Raw genomic sequence first — 15,647 nt, 5'->3', positions numbered from 1 at the left:
CCTTCACGAGAGGCACAGCCATGTCCGACGCCACCCCTCCCACCCCCGCGCTGCCGGAGAAGCCGAAGCGCTCGCGCACCGGCTGGTTCGTCGGCATCGGCATCGCCGTCGTCGCGGTCATCGTCGCCGTCGTGCTCGTCGTCGTGAACCTGACCGGATCGGGTGCCGCGACCGCGAAGACCGTCACCGTGAAGATCGGCACGACCGAGGCGTCCTCCCCGTACTGGGCCGTGCTGAAGAAGGAGGCGGCGAAGGAGGGCATCGACATCCAGACCGTCAACTTCCGCGACTACACGCAGGCCAACCCGGCGCTCGCGGATGGCCAGCTCGACCTGAACCTCTTCCAGCACCTCCAGTTCCTCGCCAACTACGACGTGTCGGCTAAGCAGAACCTGGTCCCGATCGGCGCGACCCTCGTCGTCCCGCTGCCGCTCTACTCGACCAAGCACAAGAGCCTCGAGGACATCCCCCAGGGCGGGAAGATCGCCATCCCGAACGACGCCACCAACCAGGCGCGCGCGCTCCTCGTGCTGCAGAAGGCCGGCCTGCTGAAGCTGAAGAACGGCGGCAGCACGCTCGCCACCCCGGCCGACATCGACGCCTCGGCCTCGAAGGTCACCGTCATCCCGGTGGACGCGGCCCAGACCGCGCCGGCCCTCAGCTCCGCCGACGGCGCGATCATCAACAACAACTTCGCGCTGACCGCGGGCATCGACCCGAAGTCGGCCCTGTTCCAGGACGACCCCAAGTCAGACACCGCCGAGCCGTACATCAACGCCTTCGTCGCCCGCGAGAAGGACAAGGACAACAAGACGTACCTGAAGGTCGCCGAGCTCTACCACACCAAGGCCGTGACGGACGCGGTGCTCGCGGAGTCCAAGAACACCGCCGTCATCGTGAAGCGCGACGAGTCCGACCTGATCGGCATCCTCGACGGCCTGAAGAAGACCATCCAGGCGGCGCAGTAGTGGCGGAAGCGGGCACCACGGCTCCGATCATCGAGTTCCGCGGCGTCACCAAGAGCTTCGGCTCGGGTGCCGCCGCGGTTCCGGCCGTCGACGACCTCGACCTGAGCATCGCGCGCGGCGAGATCTTCGGCATCATCGGCTACTCGGGCGCGGGCAAGAGCACGCTGGTGCGGCTCATCAACGCGCTCGAGCATCCGACGTCCGGCTCGGTGATCGTCGACGGACGCGACCTCACCACGCTCAAGGAGAAAGACCTGCGCGGCGTGCGCGCCGGGATCGGGATGATCTTCCAGCAGTTCAACCTGTTCCGCTCGCGGACGGTCTTCGGCAACGTCGCGTACCCGCTGAAGGTCGCGGGCTGGCCGAAGGAGAAGCGCAAGCAGCGCGTCGCCGAGCTGCTCGCCTTCGTCGGTCTGACGGACAAGGCGTGGAGCTACCCCGACCAGCTCTCCGGCGGCCAGAAGCAGCGCGTCGGCATCGCCCGCGCGCTCGCGACGAACCCCGACATCCTTCTCGCCGACGAGGCCACCAGCGCGCTCGACCCGGAGACGACCTCCGACGTGCTCGCCCTGCTCAAGCGGGTCAACCGCGAGCTCGGCGTCACCATCGTCGTCATCACCCACGAGATGGAGGTGGTGCGCTCGATCGCCGACCGCGTCGCCGTGCTCGACGCCGGCCGCGTGATCGAGCAGGGCAGCGTCTTCGAGGTGTTCTCCGCCCCGCAGACGCCGACGGCCCAGCGCTTCGTCGGCACCGTGCTGCGCAACCAGCCGGGCGAGGCGGACATCGAGCGCCTGCGCGGCAAGCACGCGGGCCGCATCGTGTCGGCGCGCATCCACGACGACGGCCGGCTCGGATCGGTGCTGTCGGATGCGGTCGGACGCCACGGCGTCCGCTTCGAGATCGTCTACGGCGGCATCTCGGCGCTGCAGGGCCGGTCGTTCGGCAGCCTCACGCTCGAACTGCTGGGCGAGCCCGCGAACGTGGATGCGCTGATCGCCGAGCTCCGGACGGTCACCGAGGTCGAGGAGGTGGCCGCATGACCGACTGGTCGACCCTGTGGCCGGTGTACCTGCAGTCCATCGGCCAGACGCTCTGGATGGTCGTCGCGACGCTGGTGCTCGGCGGCATCCTGGGCCTCGCGCTCGGCGTGCTGCTCTACACGACCCGCCGCGGCGGGCTGCTGGAGAACCGCACGCTGTTCACCGTCCTCAACGTGGTCGTGAACTTCATCCGCCCCATCCCCTTCATCATCTTCATGACGGCGATCGCGCCGCTCACGCAGCTGGTGCTCGGGACGTTCCTCGGCACGCCGGCGGCGATCTTCCCGATGACGATCGCGGCGACGTTCGGCATCTCCCGGATCGTGGAGCAGAACCTCGTCACCATCGAGCCGGGCGTCATCGAGGCGGCCCGCGCGATGGGGTCGAGCCCGTGGCGGATCATCACGACGCTGCTGATCCCGGAGGCGCTCGGCCCGCTCATCCTGGGCTACACGTTCATCTTCGTGGCGATCGTCGACCTGTCCGCCATCGCGGGCAGCATCGGCGGCGGCGGCCTGGGCGACTTCGCGATCTCGTACGGCTACCAGCGCTACAACTGGGCCGTCACGTGGATCGCGGTCATCACCATCGTCATCCTGGTGCAGGCCGCGCAGTTCCTCGGCAACTGGCTGGCCCGCAAGGCGCTGCGCCGCTGACGCACCCCTCGATGGGACGCAACACGCCGTCATGCGCCGTGCATGACGGCGTGTTGCGTCCCCTCAATGACGGCAGCGCGGGCGTCAGTCCCCGACGTAGCGGCCGACGGGACGCAGCCGCAGCGGCGGCTGCGCGTACTCGTCGAGGGCGTGCACCAGCCAGCCGACCGTGCGCGCGGTGGCGAACAGCACCTCCCCGGCGTCGTCGCGCATGCCGCACGCGACCGTGAGCGCGCCCAGCGCGAGGTCGACGTTGGGATGCGCGCCCGTGCGGTCGCGCATGACGGCGGTCACCGCCTCCACGGCCTCCGTGACCCGCGCGTGCCGCGGATCGGCGGCGAGCATGCCGAGCAGGATGCGCGCCCGCGGGTCGCCCTCCGGGTACAGCGGCTGCCCGAAGCCCGGGACCGGTCCATGCGCGGTGAGGACCGTGTCCGCCACTGTACGAGCGGCGTCCTCGCCGGCGACCACCCGCGCCAGCAGCCGATGGGCCGCGCGGCTGGCGTTGCCGTGCAGCGGGGAGTCGAGCGCGCCGAGCCCGGCGACGACCACGCCGTAAGGCGTGGCCCGGGCGGAGGCGGCGGCGCGGGCGGCCAGGGTCGAGATCGCGATGTCGTGGTCGAGGAGGAGAACGAGGGCGGCGTCGAGCAGAGCGGTGTCGGACGCGCGGAGCTCGGCCGCCACCAGGCGCCGGTGGAGCCGGGAGGCGAGCGTCGGCGTGCCGGCGCCCGGACCCGCGCTGAGCTCGGGAAGCACCTCCACCATCCCCGCCACCAGCCGCTCGGCGGCGCTGGCGATGATGTCCGGGTCGACCGAGGCGCGGAGCGGGTCCGCCGCCGCCAGGGCGATCACCGCCACCAGCTGCCGGTCGCGGTCGCCCGCCGACGCGGGGAGGGCCTGCGACGCCGCCCGCGCCGCCGCGAGTCCCGCTCCGGGGGAGAACCGCGCCGCAGCATCCCAACGGCCGGTGAGCGCCCACCGGGCGACGGTCTCGAACGGCTCCGTCGCCAGCTCCGACACCGGCCGGCCCCGGTAGAACAGCTCGCCCTCCTCGATGAGCGCGAAGCGCGTCTCGATCACCATCAGCGGCCGACCCTCGGAGTGTCCGGACACGGCCGGCCGTCGCCGCCGGGTCGCGGCGAAGCGCTCCACCTCGAGCGGATCGAAGGTCGACCCATCGACGGTCCGCTCCCGCTGCAGCCGCCCGCGCGCGACGTAGGCGTACAGGGTCTCGAGCTTGACGCCGAGGCGGTCGGCGGTCTGCTCCGCGGTCAGGCGGGGGAGCGCATCCATGTTGATCCGATCAACGTTGACGAGGCGATGAATCCAGTTCACCATACCGGTATGAACAGGATGGACGACACCCTCATCGACGTTCCGCGTGGGCTCACGAACGTTGTGGCGGCGCGCACCGAACTCGGCGACGTGCGCGGCCACGAGGGCTTCTACCACTACCGCCAGTACTCGGCCGTGGACATCGCGCGCGAGCGGACGTTCGAGGAGGCCTGGTACCTGCTGCTCTTCGGCGCGCTGCCTGATCCGAGGGAGTTGGACGCCTTCCGCGCCCGGATCACCGCCTCCCGCGCCCTCCCGGACGACGTGCGCGCCCTGCTCCCGGCCATCGCGCGCCTGACGGCGGACGGTGACGCCCTAGCCGGACTCCGGATGGCGCTCGCCGCCGTCGCCGCCGCGGACCGCGTCCGGCCGCTCTACGACGAGGACCCCGACGAGCGGATGCGCGACGCGATCCGCACCGCGGCCATCACGCCGGTCCTCCTCGCCTCGCTGCACGCGCTCGCCGCCGGCAGGGAGCCGCTCGAACCCCGGAACGACCTCGGGCACGTGGCCGGCTACCTGTATCTCGTCACCGGACGCGTCCCGACCCAGCAGGAGGAGCGCGCACTGAGCGCGTACATGACCGCGGCGATCGACCACGGCTTCAACGCGTCGACCTTCACCGCGCGGGTCATCGCGTCGACCGGCGCGGACCTCGCCGCGGCCGTCGGCGGCGCCCTCGGCGCTCTCTCCGGACCGCTGCACGGCGGCGCGCCGAGCCGCGCGCTCGACACCCTCGACGAGATCGGGACGCCGGATCGCACCGACGAGTGGGTGCGCCGCACGCTGGCCGAGGGCGGCCGCGTCATGGGGTTCGGGCACGCCGTCTACCGCACGGAGGACCCGCGGTCCCGGATGCTGCGCGCGTTCGCCCAGGGCTTCGGCGGCCCGCGGGTCGACTTCGCCGTGCAGGTCGAGCGCCGCGTGCAGGAGCTGCTCGCCGAGCTGAAGCCGGGGCGCGAGCTGCACACCAACGTCGAGTTCTACGCGGGCATCGTGATGGAGCTGTGCGGCATCCCGCGCGACATGTTCACGCCGACGTTCGCCGCGGCGCGTGTGGTCGGCTGGACGGCGCACATCCTGGAGCAGGCCGCGGACGGCAAGATCGTGCGGCCGTCGTCGCGCTACGTGGGCCCGGCGGCGCCGGAACCGCTGCCCGCGCGCATCCCGGCCTGACTCACTCCCGCGGCGCGTACACGCGCAGGCCCTTCGGCACGACCCGAAGGCGCAGGCGCTTCGGGTCGCCCGGCGTGCTCGTGGACGCCTCGCCGTCGTGGGCGTAGCCCGGGTCGTCGCCGTCGGCCGCGATCTCGATCGCCTCCACCGTGCGGGCCTCGAGCGCCGGCGGCCCCTGGAGGAACGGCAGGCGGGCGGCCAGCGCGTCCGTGCGGCCGCCGAACGCCAGGGCGACGGCCCCGCGCGTCCGGGGCTTGCCTCCGGCGGCGAGGATGCGCACGTCGAGCAGGTGGTCGTCCAGCCGGCGGCGCTCGATCGGCGCGACCGACGGCGGGTAGTACCGGTCGACGCCGACGAACACGGACCAGACCGTGCGGGCCCGTCCGTCGATCTCCACCTCCAGCGGCTCAGTGCGGCGGACGGTGCGGATCGCCGAGATCAGGGCGGCGATCGGCTTGCCCAGGCGCTTCTCGTGCCGCTCGCGCTCCTCGACGAACGCCGGGTAAAGGCCGACGGACGCCGTGTTGAGGACCGTGCGGGTGGTGCCGTCGCCGAACTCCAGCTCCGCCACATCCACCTCGCGGCCGCAGCCGTCGGCCAGGGCCGCGAAGGCCTGATCGACGGAGTCGACGAGCAGGGCGCGGGCGAAGTGGTTGAACGTGCCTCCGGGCAGCACGAGGAGCGGGAGATCAGCCGACCGAGCGGCGTCGGCGACGGTGGCGACCGAGCCGTCGCCGCCCCAGACCCCGAGGGCGCGCGGCGGGTCGGCCGCGGCGAGCCGATCGGCGATCAGCGTCGCGACGTCCTCGTGCTCGGAGAGCTCGTGCAACTCCGCCTCCGGGAGGGCGGAGTGCAGCAGCGGTCCCGGCGCCGGCCGGCCCAGTCCCTTGCCGGAACCGGGGTTCACCACGATGAAGACGCCGGCGCCGGTCGTGGTGGCGGGCAGCTCCACGGTGGCGGCCGTCGGCGGGTCGCGGCGGTCCACGACCGGGCGGGCCAGCCCTGCGGCCGCCTTGACGGCCAGGGCGGAGCCGACGCCGATCGCGGCGCCGCCGGCCACATCCGAGAACCAGTGGGCGCCCGTGTGCAGCCGCGAGTAGCCGACGGCCGCGGCGACCGGGGCGAGGGCGGCGCCGGCGGCCGGCCATTCGAGTCCGGCGCCGGTGGCGAACGCGGCGGCGCTCGCGGTGTGACCGGAGGGGAAGGACGGGGACGTGGGCGAGCGGTCCAGGCGGCGCGCGATCGGGATGGATGTCAGCGCCGGGCGGGCGCCGCCCACCAGCCGCTTCCCGACCAGGTTGGCGACCAGGCTGGCGAGCCCCAGCGACGCGAGACCGCGGACCGCCGCGCGCGGGCGGCCGAGCGCGACCAGCACGAAGGCGGCGACGAACCAGAGCTTGCCGTGGTTGGCGAACCGGGTGAGTCCCCGCCAGAAGCCGTCGACCGCCGGGCCGGTGGTACGCGCGTTGATCCGGCGGGCGACGGCTTCGTCCACCCTCTCCGCGCGGTCGGGGAACGGGAGGCGGGCGTGCCGGCGGCGTCGAGAAGTGGCCATGCTCGCAATCTACGCCGACCGTGCTCCGCGCCCGGACGACGGGCGGTAGGATCGACGACGTGAGCACGCACGTCATCTCCCAGCCCAGCGAGCACGAGCGCGAGGTCATCGGCTCCGACGAGCGCGGAACGCTCGTCCGCAGCCTGAGCACGGTCCTCCCGCCGGCGCTCGGCAACCTCCTCGCCACGCTCGTGGTCCTGGCGTCGCTGGTGATCGGCGTCATCAGCCTGGTGTTCACGTGGACCGGCAACGCGGACGACTTCCTGCCGTTCTTCCAGGTGACCGTCGCGGCGACCGTCGTCTCGCTCAACGCGCTGTACGCCCGCCACACGTTCAGCTACGTGATCACGCTGATCGGCGCCATCCTCTGGCTCTGGGTCTCGGTCACGCCCTTCGCCCCGTTCTTCCAGGTGCTGCTCCAGGCGATCACCGTCGTGATCATGCTGGCGGGCGTCGTCGTCTCGACGGCCGCGGTCCGCCTCAGCAAGCAGCCGCGGTTCTGACCGGGGACCCGGCGGACCGCACCGCTGAACCCGCCGCGCAGACCGACCCCACCGCGCCGCTCGACGCCGGCGTGCCCGCCGGGGAGACCGCGCAGCAGCATCCCCGTCGCCGACACTTCGTCGACCTCTCGCCGCTGCGCGAGTCGCCCGCGTTCGCGCGCCTCTGGCTGGGCGGCGCGATCTCCGGCATCGGCACGCAGATGACGGTCGTCGCGGTCGGCCTGCACATCTACGACCTCACGCACTCGACGCTCGCCGTGTCGCTGGTCGCGCTGTTCGCGCTCGTGCCGATGATCGTCTTGGGGCTGTACGGCGGAGTCCTCGCCGATGCGTTCGACCGCCGCAAGGTCGCGCTCGTGACGGCGATCGTGGCCTGGCTGTCGACGGCGGCGCTCGCGCTGCTCGCCTGGACCGGCGTACCCGTCGTCTGGCCGCTCTACATCCTCACCACGATCAACGCGGTCGCGGGCGTGATGATCGGCGCGACCCGGCAGGCGATCACGCCGCGCCTGCTGCCGACGAGCCTCCTCCCGGCCGCCAGTGCGCTCGGCGGCATCTCCATGGGCGTCATGGTCACGGTCGGGCCCGCGCTCGCCGGCCTGCTGGTCGCGACCGTCGGCATCCCGTGGACCTACACCGTGGATGCCGTGCTCTTCACGGCCGCGTTCCTCGGCATCTTCACGCTGCCGGCGATCGTGCCGGAGGGGGAGCGGACCGGCGCCGGCCTCGCGTCGGTGCTCGAAGGGCTGCGGTTCCTGCGCACCGCCCCGAACCTCAGCATGACCTTCGTCCTCGACGTCATCGCCATGACGTTCGGCCAGCCGCGCGCGCTGTTCCCGGCCGTCGGGGCGCTGCTCATCGGCGGCGGCCCGATCACCGTGGGCATCCTCACCGCGGCGGGAGCGGTCGGAACACTTGCGTCGAGCGTCTTCTCGGGACGTCTCGGCAGTGTCCGGTGGCAGGGTCGTGCGGTGGAGCGGGCGATCATCGTGTACGGCGCGAGCATCCTCGGCTTCGGGATCGTGCTCGCGGTCGTCGCCCTGACCGGTACGGCGGGAGGCGATGCCTCGCTCACCCAGGCCAACCTGCCGGCGCTGCTGGTCGCGACGCTGCTGCTCGCGGCCTCGGGCGCGGCCGACAACGTGAGCTCGATCTTCCGCATGACGATCCTGCAGGCCTCGGCGCCGGATGTGATGCGCGGCCGGCTTCAGGGCGTCTTCACGGTCGTGGTCACCGGCGGCCCGCGCCTCGGCGACCTCTACATCGGCCTGCTCGCGCTGACCGGCGCGCTGTGGTTCCCGCCGCTGCTGGGCGGCCTGCTGATCGTGGTGCTCGTCGCGACGATCGTCCGCGTCCAGGGCTCGTTCCGGCGCTACGACGCGCTCGCACCCACGCCGTAGGCGGCCTCAGGACTCGCGCACCACCTGATCCGGGCGCTTGTCCGGCCGCAGCCCGCGCCAGGACGGCTGCCTCAGCCTCCCGGGGCCCGTCCACTCGGCGAACTCGACCTCGCCCACCAGGTCCGGGCGCACCCAGTGCGCGCCGCGCGCATCCGCCGACGGGACGCCCTCCATCGTCCGGGTCTTCCGCTCCAGCTTCCCGAGCTTCGCGCTCAGGTCGTCGAGCGCGCGGTCGCTGAACCCGGTGCCGACCTTGCCGACGTACTGCAGGCCGTCCCCGTCCGGGATGCCGAGCAGCAGCGCGCCGATGGTGTTCGCCCGACGGCCGTTGCCGGGCGTCCACCCGGCGATGACGACCTCCTGCGTGAGGTGGTGCTTGATCTTGATCCACGACCGCGAGCGCCGCCCGGTGGCGTAAGTGCTGTCGCGCCGCTTCGCCATCACGCCTTCGAGCCCGAGCTCCTTGCTGGAGGCGACCGCGTGCGCCAGGTCGCCGTCGAACGCCGGCGGCACCTGCACAACGTCGCCGCGGCCGGGCCGCAGCACCTCCGACAGCAGCGATCGCCGCTCGTCGTACGGGTCGCGGGTGTGCTTCGTGCCGTCGACCTCGAGCACGTCGAAGACCATGTAGTGGGCGGGCGCGCGCTTCAGCGCGGACTGCACGTCCGCCGGCCGCGTCAGCCCCATCCGCGTCTGCAGCAGCCCGAAGTCGGGCCGGCCCTGCGCGTTGAGCGTGACGATCTCGCCGTCGAGGACGAGGTCGTGGTCGCCGGCGAGGTCGACCAGGCCGGCGAGGTCGGGATAGGTGACGGTCACGTCGTTGCCGTTGCGCGTCGTGAGCCGCAGCCGGCCGTCGCGCACCTCGGCGACCGCGCGGATGCCGTCCCACTTCATCTCGAACGCCCACTCGTCCTCGTCCGAGATGTCCGCGGCCGAGCCGAGGGTGGCGAGCATGGGGGAGACCGGGGTGCCGGTGATCGGCGGCCCCGGCTCGCGAGACCGGCGCGGCGCCTGCTCCTCGTCGCCGTCCAGCTTCATCCGGTGGATCAGCCAGTTCTTCTCGTCGCCGCCCTGCTTCGTCCGGATGAGCGCGAACTTCTGGGGCACCCCGCCGAGGCCGCCGTCCGGCTGGCCGTGCAGCGTCGCGATCACCTCGTCGTCGCGCCACTTCTCGAGCTCGTAGTCGCCGTGATCCCAGATATCGACGTGCCCGGCACCGTACTCTCCGTGCGGGATGTCACCGGCGAAGCCCCCGTACTCCAGCGGATGGTCCTCGGTGTGCACGGCGAGGTGGTTCTGCTTCGGGTCGGTCGGGGTGCCCTTCGGCAGCGCCCAGCTGACCAGCACGCCGTCGTTCTCCAGCCGGAAGTCCCAGTGCAGCCGCCGCGCGTGGTGCTCCTGGATGACGAACGAACGTCCCTCGCGCGCCTCCGGCCGGTCGGCGGGCACCGGCTCGGGGGTCTTCGCCGCGTCGCGCATCGAACGGTAGGTGGACAGCCGGTCCGGTTCCGTCGCCCGGGCGTCGGAGTGCGCGTCATCCAGGTCGGCGAGCAGGTCGCCGCGGCCCTTCACGCGCTGCATGACCTCTTGGTAGTCGAGGTGGCGAAGGTCCTTGGATGCGAGCTCCCGCCACGTCCGCGGCGCCGCCACCGTCGGCTCGAAGCGGCCGCGCAGCGAGTACGGCGCGATGGTCGTCTTGGACCCGTTGTTCTGGCTCCAGTCGACCAGCACCTTGCCGGCGCGCAGCGACTTCTTCATGTCGCTGACCACCAGATCCGGATGGTCGGACTCCAGCACCCGGGCCAGCTCATGCGCCACCGCCGAGACCTGGTCGCTGGTCTGCGACCCGTCGAGCGCGGCGTACAGGTGGATGCCCTTCGAGCCGGAGGTCACCGGCAACGGCTCCAGCCCCATGTCGGTGAGGATGACGCGCGCCATGCGGGCGACCTCCGCGCAGTCGGCGAGGGTGACGCCCTCTCCGGGGTCGAGGTCGAGCACCAGCCGATCGGGGTTGCCGCGCTCGCCGTCGCGGTCCACACGCCACTGCGGCACGTGGATCTCGAGCGATGCGATCTGTGCGAGCCAGATCAAGGTCGCCCGGTCGTTCACGAGCGGGTAGGACTTCGCCCCGGAGGAGTGCTGGATGGTCGCCTCGCGCACCCAGTCGGGCGTCGAGCGGTCGTCGAGGTCCTTCTGGAAGAACACCTGCCCGGGATCGTCCGGGGTCCCGACGCCGTGCACCCAGCGCTTGCGCGTGGCGATCCGGTCGCGGACATGGGGGATCATCGCCTCGGCGACCGCGCTGTAGTACCCGAAGATGTCCGCCTTGGTGGTGCCGGTGGCGGGATACATCACCTTGTCGAGGTTGGTCAGCTTGAGGCGGTGGCCGTCGATGTCGACGACCTCGGTGTCCGGCGCGGCCATAGGCACACCGTACGCCCGGCGGCCCGCCGGAGAGCGCGGCCGCCGCGCGGGTGCGGTTACTTCTTGGTGACGTCGTTGTTCACGCCGAGCAGCTCGGGCTCGCTCGTGGACGAGGCGTAGGTGACCTTGTTGCCAGCGCCGGTGACCTTCAGCGCGTCGACCACGCCGGCCGTGATGACGTTGTTGGCGCCGAGGATGGACAGCTCCTTGCCGCTGTCCAGGGTTACGTGGGTGTGCGCGCCGGTGGCGGAGATGTCGCCGCAGTCTCCGGAGAGGGTGATCGTGCCGGTGTCGCCGAGCAGGGTGATCGCCTCGCCGCCGGTACACGCGATGGTGGCCTTCGACTTGTTGGTGCCGACCGAGATCGGCTTGCCGGCTCCGGTGATCGACGTGCCGTCGTCGTAGGTGGTCTTCTTGCCGTCGATCTCGACGGTGACCTTCCCCGAGGGAACGGTGGTGCCGGAGCCATCCTGCACGCTGCAGGCGCTGAGCACGCTTCCGGCGGCGATGGCGAGAGCGCCGACGGCGAGAGCACGGACGAGGAGGTTCTTGCGCATGTGATGAGTTCTTTCTGGTGACTGCTGAATGGATGCGGACGCGCAGCTGCTGCCCTACTGGTTCAGACGGTCCGGGCGTGCCACCGTGACGCGATTTGCGTGGATTTCGTCAGAGAACGGTGAAAGGCGCGTCTTCCTTCGATGGGGGCGCACTCGCGTCTTCGTCCCACCTTCACCAGGAGAACCATGTCCGCAACCACCCAGACCACCAGCCGATGGAACACGATGGCCGTCGTCGGCTTCGTGTTCCTGTTCGTCTTCAGCCCGCTCGCCCTCGTCCTCGGCGCAGCCGGCCTCTCGCAAATCGCGCGGACGGGCGAGCGTGGCCGCGCCCTGGCGCTCATCGCCGTGATCCTCGGTGGTCTCAAGCTCATCGGCAGCCTGTTCAAGCTCGTCATGCTGATCTTCTTCGGCTACCACTACGGCACGTTCTACGACTACGTGATCTGGTAGACGACGCTCGACCATCCGCCTGCCGATGGACTATCGGCAGGCGGATCGGGGCCATCCGGCGGCGACATTCGACACCGGAGGGTTGAGTAGCGCCCGCTTTCTGGTCAACATGGGCACATGAGGGCCATTTGGACGGGCGCCATCACCTTCGGACTCGTGAACGTCCCGGTGAAGGTGTACAGCGCAACCGAGGATCACGACGTCCCGCTGCACCAGGTGCACGACGAGGACGGCGGACGGATCCGCTACCAGCGACGCTGCGAGATCGACGGCAAGGTCATCCCGTACGAGCACATCGCGAAGGCGTACGACGACGGCGAGCGGACCGTCATCCTCACGCCCGAGGACATCGCGTCGCTGCCCTCCGAGCGCAGCCGCGAGATCGACGTCGTGGAGTTCGTCCCCAACGACCAGCTCGACCCGCTCATGTTCGACCGCAGCTACTACCTGGAGCCCGACTCCAAGTCCCTCAAGGCGTACGCGCTGCTGCGCAAGACGCTCGAGGACGAGGAGCGGACCGCCATCGTGGAGTTCGCCCTCCGCCAGAAGACCCGGCTTGCCGCCCTGCGCGTGCGCGGCAACGTGCTCGTGCTGCAGACGCTGCTCTGGCACGACGAGATCCGCGAGGCCGACTTCCCGGCGCTCGACCAGACGCCGCGCATCTCCGACCGCGAGCTGCAGCTTTCGAGCGCCCTGATGGAGAGCTTCGCCGGCGACTTCGAGCCGGAGAAGTTCAGCGACGAGTACCAGGTGGAGCTGCGGAAGCTCATCGACGCCAAGCTCGAGGAGGGCGACAGCGTCGACACCGCCGCGACCTTCGGCGAGGAGGAGTCCGAGAAGAAGGGCGGCGGCGAGGTCATCGACCTGATGGAGGCGCTGCAGCGCAGCGTCGAACGCAGCCGGTCGACGAAGTCGTCCGCGGGGTCGTCCGCCTCCACAGCGAAGAAGGCGCCCGCCACGAAGGCTCCCGCGAAGAAGGCTCCCGCCAAGAAGTCTGCGAAGAAGCCCGCGTGACGCGGCTCAAGCGGAGCAACCCGTCCGGCCCCGGCTATCACCGGAGGATGACCGACAAGGGACCGGTCTACGAGGACGAAGCGGGCAACCGCATCGTCGACGAGCGCGAACTGGAGCGCATCCGCTCCCTCGTGCTGCCGCCCGCGTGGGAGGACGTGTGGATCTCGCCGGACGCACGCGGCCACATCCAGGCCGTCGGCACCGACCAGGCCGGACGCCGCCAGTACCGGTACCACGACTCGTGGCGCCTGCATCAGGACCGCCTGAAGTTCGAGCGCGCGGCCCAGCTCGCCGAGACCCTCCCGTCGGCCCGCCGCAAGGTGACCATGGACCTGCGCGAGGAGGGCTTCGGCCGTGACCGCATCCTGGCGGCCGCCTTCCGGATCATCGACCTCGGCAGCGTCCGGATCGGCAGCGAGGAGTACCTGCACGCCAACGGCAGCCGCGGCCTCACCACGCTGCTGTGCCGGCACGCCGTCATCGACGGCGACGACATCACGTTGACCTTCCCGGCGAAGTCGGCGCAGAAGTGGACGAGCACGATCAACGACGAGGACCTCGCCGAGCTGCTCCGCCAGATCCAGGCGCTCCGCGGCCAGCGGTCGCGCCTGCTGTCGTGGAAGGACGGCACCTGGCACACCATCCGCCCGGCCTCGCTCAACGAGTACATCCGCCGGCAGACGCGCGGCGAGTTCACCGCGAAGGACTTCCGGACGCTGAAGGGCACCATCGTCGCCGCCACGGCGCTTGCCGACCTCGGGCTGGCGGGCTCGGACTCGCAGCGCAAGAAGCGGGTCAGCGCCGCCGTCAACGAGGCGGCCTCCGCCCTCGGCAACACCCCGACGATCGCGCGCAACAGCTACATCGACCCGCGCATCTTCGACCGCTACCGCAACGGCGAGGTGATCGACACCTCCCGCGTCCCCGAGGCCGCCCTGCTCGACCTCCTCGACGCGGGCCCCCGGGACGTCGAGCGGGCGAGCTAGCGCGTCGGGGTCTGCGCCTTCGTGGAGGCGGAGAGCGGGGCGGCGATCTCCTCCAGCGACTTGCCCTCCGCGTTCACGCCGAGGAACAGCTCCACCAGGCCGGCGGCGATCATGAGGCCGGCGCCGATGTAGTAGCCGATGACCACCGAGTGGATGCCGCCCTCGATGAGATTTCCGAAGAGGATCGGGCCGATGATGCCGCCGATGCCGGTGCCGACCGCGTAGAAGAACGCGATCGCCATCGCCCGGGTCTCCATCGGGAAGATCTCGCTCACCGTCAGGTACGCGGCGCTCGCGCCGGCCGACGCGAAGAAGAAGACGACCATCCAGCATGCCGTCAGCCAGAACGCGTCGAGAGCGCCCATGTCGAACAGGATGGCCGTGCCGACCAGCAGCACGCCGCTGCCGACGTACGACAGCGTGATCATGAACTTGCGTCCCACCGTGTCGAAGAGGTGACCGAGCAGGAACGGCCCGAGGAAGTTGCCGATCGCGATCGGCACGAGCGCCCACGGCGCCACGTCGTCCGGCACATGCAGCAGCTTCGTCAGCACCAGCGAGTACGTGAAGAACACGGCGTTGTACAGGAACGCCTGGCCGATGAAGAGCGACAGCCCCAGCACGAACCGCTTCGGGTACTGGAACAGCGCGACGCGGAAGATCTCGCCGAAGCTCGTGGAGCGGCGCTGGTGGATCTCGATCGCCTTGTCGTCCGGCACCGCGTCGAGGCTCTTCCCGGTCTCCTTCTCGACCCCCTCCTCGATCTCGGCGACCTCCTTCTCGGCCTCCTCGTCGCGGCCGTGGATGAACATCCACCGCGGCGACTCCGGCACGTTGCGACGCACCAGGAGGATGACGAGACCGAGGACCGCGCCCAGGCCGAACGCGATGCGCCAGCCGATGTTCGGCGGGAAGATCGCGGTGTTGAGCAGGAACACGGTCAGGATGGCGCCGAACGCCGTCCCGAGCCAGTACGACCCGTTGATGGCCAGGTCCACGAGCCCGCGGCGGCGAGCCGGGATGAGCTCGTCGATGGCGGAGTTGATGGCCGCGTACTCGCCGCCGATGCCCGCGCCGGTGAAGAACCGGAAGACGAAGAACATCCACGGCGTGAACGAGAACGCGGTGAGCACGGTCGCTACCAGGTAGAGGCCGAGGGTGAGGATGAACAGCTTCTTCCGGCCGAACCGGTCTGTCAGATAGCCGAACACCAGTGACCCGGTGCAGGCGCCCGCGACGTAGATCGCGGCGGCGAGGCCGACCTGGGCGGTGGTGAGGCCGAGGCCGCTGTCCGGCTCGGTCAGCCGGCTTCCGATGGCGCCGACGATGGTGACCTCGAGCCCGTCGAGGATCCAGACCGTGCCGAGTCCGACGACGACCAGCCAGTGGAACTTCGACCAGGGCAGCCGGTCCATGCGGGCCGGGATGGTCGTGCGGATCGTCTTCAGCGACGCCGCTCTGCTCTCCGTGTGTGCACTCACCCGAGCGACAGTAGGGCGCCTGTGGATCGGCCTCCAGAGCCTTGACTTTTCGTCCCGTTTGCGCTCGGAACCCGGATAGCGTACGCAGCGCGCAAC

General features: G+C 70.9%; 14 protein-coding genes. 9 read left to right on the top strand and 5 right to left on the bottom strand.

Annotated elements, in window-relative coordinates:
• Window positions 1–20: 20 nt before the first annotated feature.
• From A0130_04700 to A0130_04690, 3 genes are read left to right on the top strand one after another with little or no spacing between them, the layout of a single operon-like run.
• Window positions 21–968 (top strand): methionine ABC transporter substrate-binding protein, encoded by a 948-nt coding sequence (locus A0130_04700; GenBank protein ANF31073.1) that lies wholly within the window; start codon window positions 21–23, stop codon window positions 966–968.
• Window positions 968–2,011 carry a methionine ABC transporter ATP-binding protein gene (locus A0130_04695; GenBank protein ID ANF31072.1) on the top strand — a complete coding sequence of 348 codons (1,044 nt, stop codon included), beginning with the start codon at window positions 968–970 and terminating at the stop codon, window positions 2,009–2,011. The genes A0130_04700 and A0130_04695 overlap by 1 nt, the downstream gene beginning before the upstream one ends.
• The gene (locus tag A0130_04690) at window positions 2,008–2,667 is read left to right on the top strand and encodes a methionine ABC transporter ATP-binding protein (GenBank protein ANF31071.1); all 660 of its coding nucleotides are present in this window, start codon (window positions 2,008–2,010) and stop codon (window positions 2,665–2,667) included. Before A0130_04695 ends, A0130_04690 begins: the two co-directional genes overlap by 4 nt.
• 84 nt (window positions 2,668–2,751) lie before the next feature.
• Here the strand turns inward: A0130_04690 and A0130_04685 are convergent, their stop codons facing one another.
• Window positions 2,752–3,960 carry a hypothetical protein gene (locus A0130_04685; protein ID ANF33291.1) on the bottom strand — a complete coding sequence of 403 codons (1,209 nt, stop codon included), beginning with the start codon at window positions 3,958–3,960 and terminating at the stop codon, window positions 2,752–2,754.
• Between the two features lie 51 nt (window positions 3,961–4,011).
• On the opposite strand from A0130_04685, the gene A0130_04680 reads away from it, so the two are divergent.
• A complete protein-coding gene (locus A0130_04680) occupies window positions 4,012–5,178 on the top strand; it encodes a citrate synthase/methylcitrate synthase (protein ANF31070.1) in 1,167 nt (388 codons plus the stop codon).
• A 1-nt stretch (window position 5,179) separates the two neighbouring features.
• On the opposite strand, the gene A0130_04675 is transcribed toward A0130_04680, so the two are convergent.
• Window positions 5,180–6,649 carry a hypothetical protein gene (locus tag A0130_04675; GenBank protein ANF33290.1) on the bottom strand — a complete coding sequence of 490 codons (1,470 nt, stop codon included), beginning with the start codon at window positions 6,647–6,649 and terminating at the stop codon, window positions 5,180–5,182.
• A gap of 143 nt (window positions 6,650–6,792) precedes the next feature.
• Between A0130_04675 and A0130_04670 the strand changes: the two genes are divergently transcribed.
• Both A0130_04670 and A0130_04665 read left to right on the top strand, forming a co-directional pair.
• Complete coding sequence (locus A0130_04670; protein ANF31069.1) at window positions 6,793–7,236, top strand: hypothetical protein; 444 nt, start codon at window positions 6,793–6,795, stop codon at window positions 7,234–7,236.
• A gap of 200 nt (window positions 7,237–7,436) precedes the next feature.
• Window positions 7,437–8,636, top strand: a complete 1,200-nt coding sequence (locus A0130_04665; GenBank protein ANF33289.1) for an MFS transporter — start codon at window positions 7,437–7,439, stop codon at window positions 8,634–8,636.
• A 6-nt stretch (window positions 8,637–8,642) separates the two neighbouring features.
• Here A0130_04665 and A0130_04660 read toward each other — a convergent pair whose 3' ends face one another.
• Window positions 8,643–11,060, bottom strand: coding sequence for an ATP-dependent DNA ligase (locus A0130_04660; GenBank protein ID ANF31068.1), 2,418 nt, complete (start codon window positions 11,058–11,060; stop codon window positions 8,643–8,645).
• Window positions 11,061–11,116: 56 nt separating this feature from the next.
• Window positions 11,117–11,617, bottom strand: coding sequence for a hypothetical protein (locus A0130_04655; protein ID ANF31067.1), 501 nt, complete (start codon window positions 11,615–11,617; stop codon window positions 11,117–11,119).
• 186 nt (window positions 11,618–11,803) lie between these two features.
• On the opposite strand from A0130_04655, the gene A0130_04650 reads away from it, so the two are divergent.
• From A0130_04650 to A0130_04640, 3 genes are all read left to right on the top strand, one after another.
• The gene (locus A0130_04650) at window positions 11,804–12,070 is read left to right on the top strand and encodes a hypothetical protein (protein ID ANF31066.1); all 267 of its coding nucleotides are present in this window, start codon (window positions 11,804–11,806) and stop codon (window positions 12,068–12,070) included.
• 117 nt (window positions 12,071–12,187) lie between these two features.
• Complete coding sequence (locus A0130_04645; protein ANF31065.1) at window positions 12,188–13,084, top strand: Ku protein; 897 nt, start codon at window positions 12,188–12,190, stop codon at window positions 13,082–13,084.
• Window positions 13,081–14,070, top strand: coding sequence for a DNA topoisomerase (locus A0130_04640; GenBank protein ID ANF31064.1), 990 nt, complete (start codon window positions 13,081–13,083; stop codon window positions 14,068–14,070). Before A0130_04645 ends, A0130_04640 begins: the two co-directional genes overlap by 4 nt.
• Here A0130_04640 and A0130_04635 read toward each other — a convergent pair.
• Entirely contained in the window at window positions 14,067–15,485 is a 1,419-nt protein-coding gene (locus A0130_04635) for an MFS transporter (protein ANF33288.1), read from the bottom strand. The two genes, A0130_04640 and A0130_04635, sit on opposite strands and share 4 nt — an antisense overlap.
• Between the last annotated feature and the right edge of the window lie 162 nt (window positions 15,486–15,647).

The organism is Leifsonia xyli, assembly GCA_001647635.1.
Taxonomy (GTDB): Bacteria; Actinomycetota; Actinomycetes; order Actinomycetales; family Microbacteriaceae; genus Leifsonia; species Leifsonia xyli_A.
The sequence above is the reverse complement of the archived record's forward strand: the minus strand, read 5'-3'. Positions and strand labels throughout refer to the sequence as shown.

Excerpts from the sequence above, each read along its gene's own strand:
- A0130_04690 (ANF31071.1), top strand. The coding sequence starts at position 2,008 with ATGACCGACTGGTCGACCCTGTGGCCGGTGTACCTGCAGTCCATCGGC.
- A0130_04700 (ANF31073.1), top strand. The coding sequence starts at position 21 with ATGTCCGACGCCACCCCTCCCACCCCCGCGCTGCCGGAGAAGCCGAAG.
- A0130_04685 (ANF33291.1), bottom strand. The coding sequence starts at position 3,960 with ATGGATGCGCTCCCCCGCCTGACCGCGGAGCAGACCGCCGACCGCCTC.
- A0130_04645 (ANF31065.1), top strand. The coding sequence starts at position 12,188 with ATGAGGGCCATTTGGACGGGCGCCATCACCTTCGGACTCGTGAACGTC.
- A0130_04635 (ANF33288.1), bottom strand. The coding sequence starts at position 15,485 with ATGGACCGGCTGCCCTGGTCGAAGTTCCACTGGCTGGTCGTCGTCGGA.
- A0130_04680 (ANF31070.1), top strand. The coding sequence starts at position 4,012 with ATGAACAGGATGGACGACACCCTCATCGACGTTCCGCGTGGGCTCACG.
- A0130_04655 (ANF31067.1), bottom strand. The coding sequence starts at position 11,617 with ATGCGCAAGAACCTCCTCGTCCGTGCTCTCGCCGTCGGCGCTCTCGCC.
- A0130_04665 (ANF33289.1), top strand. The coding sequence starts at position 7,437 with ATGACGGTCGTCGCGGTCGGCCTGCACATCTACGACCTCACGCACTCG.
- A0130_04660 (ANF31068.1), bottom strand. The coding sequence starts at position 11,060 with ATGGCCGCGCCGGACACCGAGGTCGTCGACATCGACGGCCACCGCCTC.
- A0130_04650 (ANF31066.1), top strand. The coding sequence starts at position 11,804 with ATGTCCGCAACCACCCAGACCACCAGCCGATGGAACACGATGGCCGTC.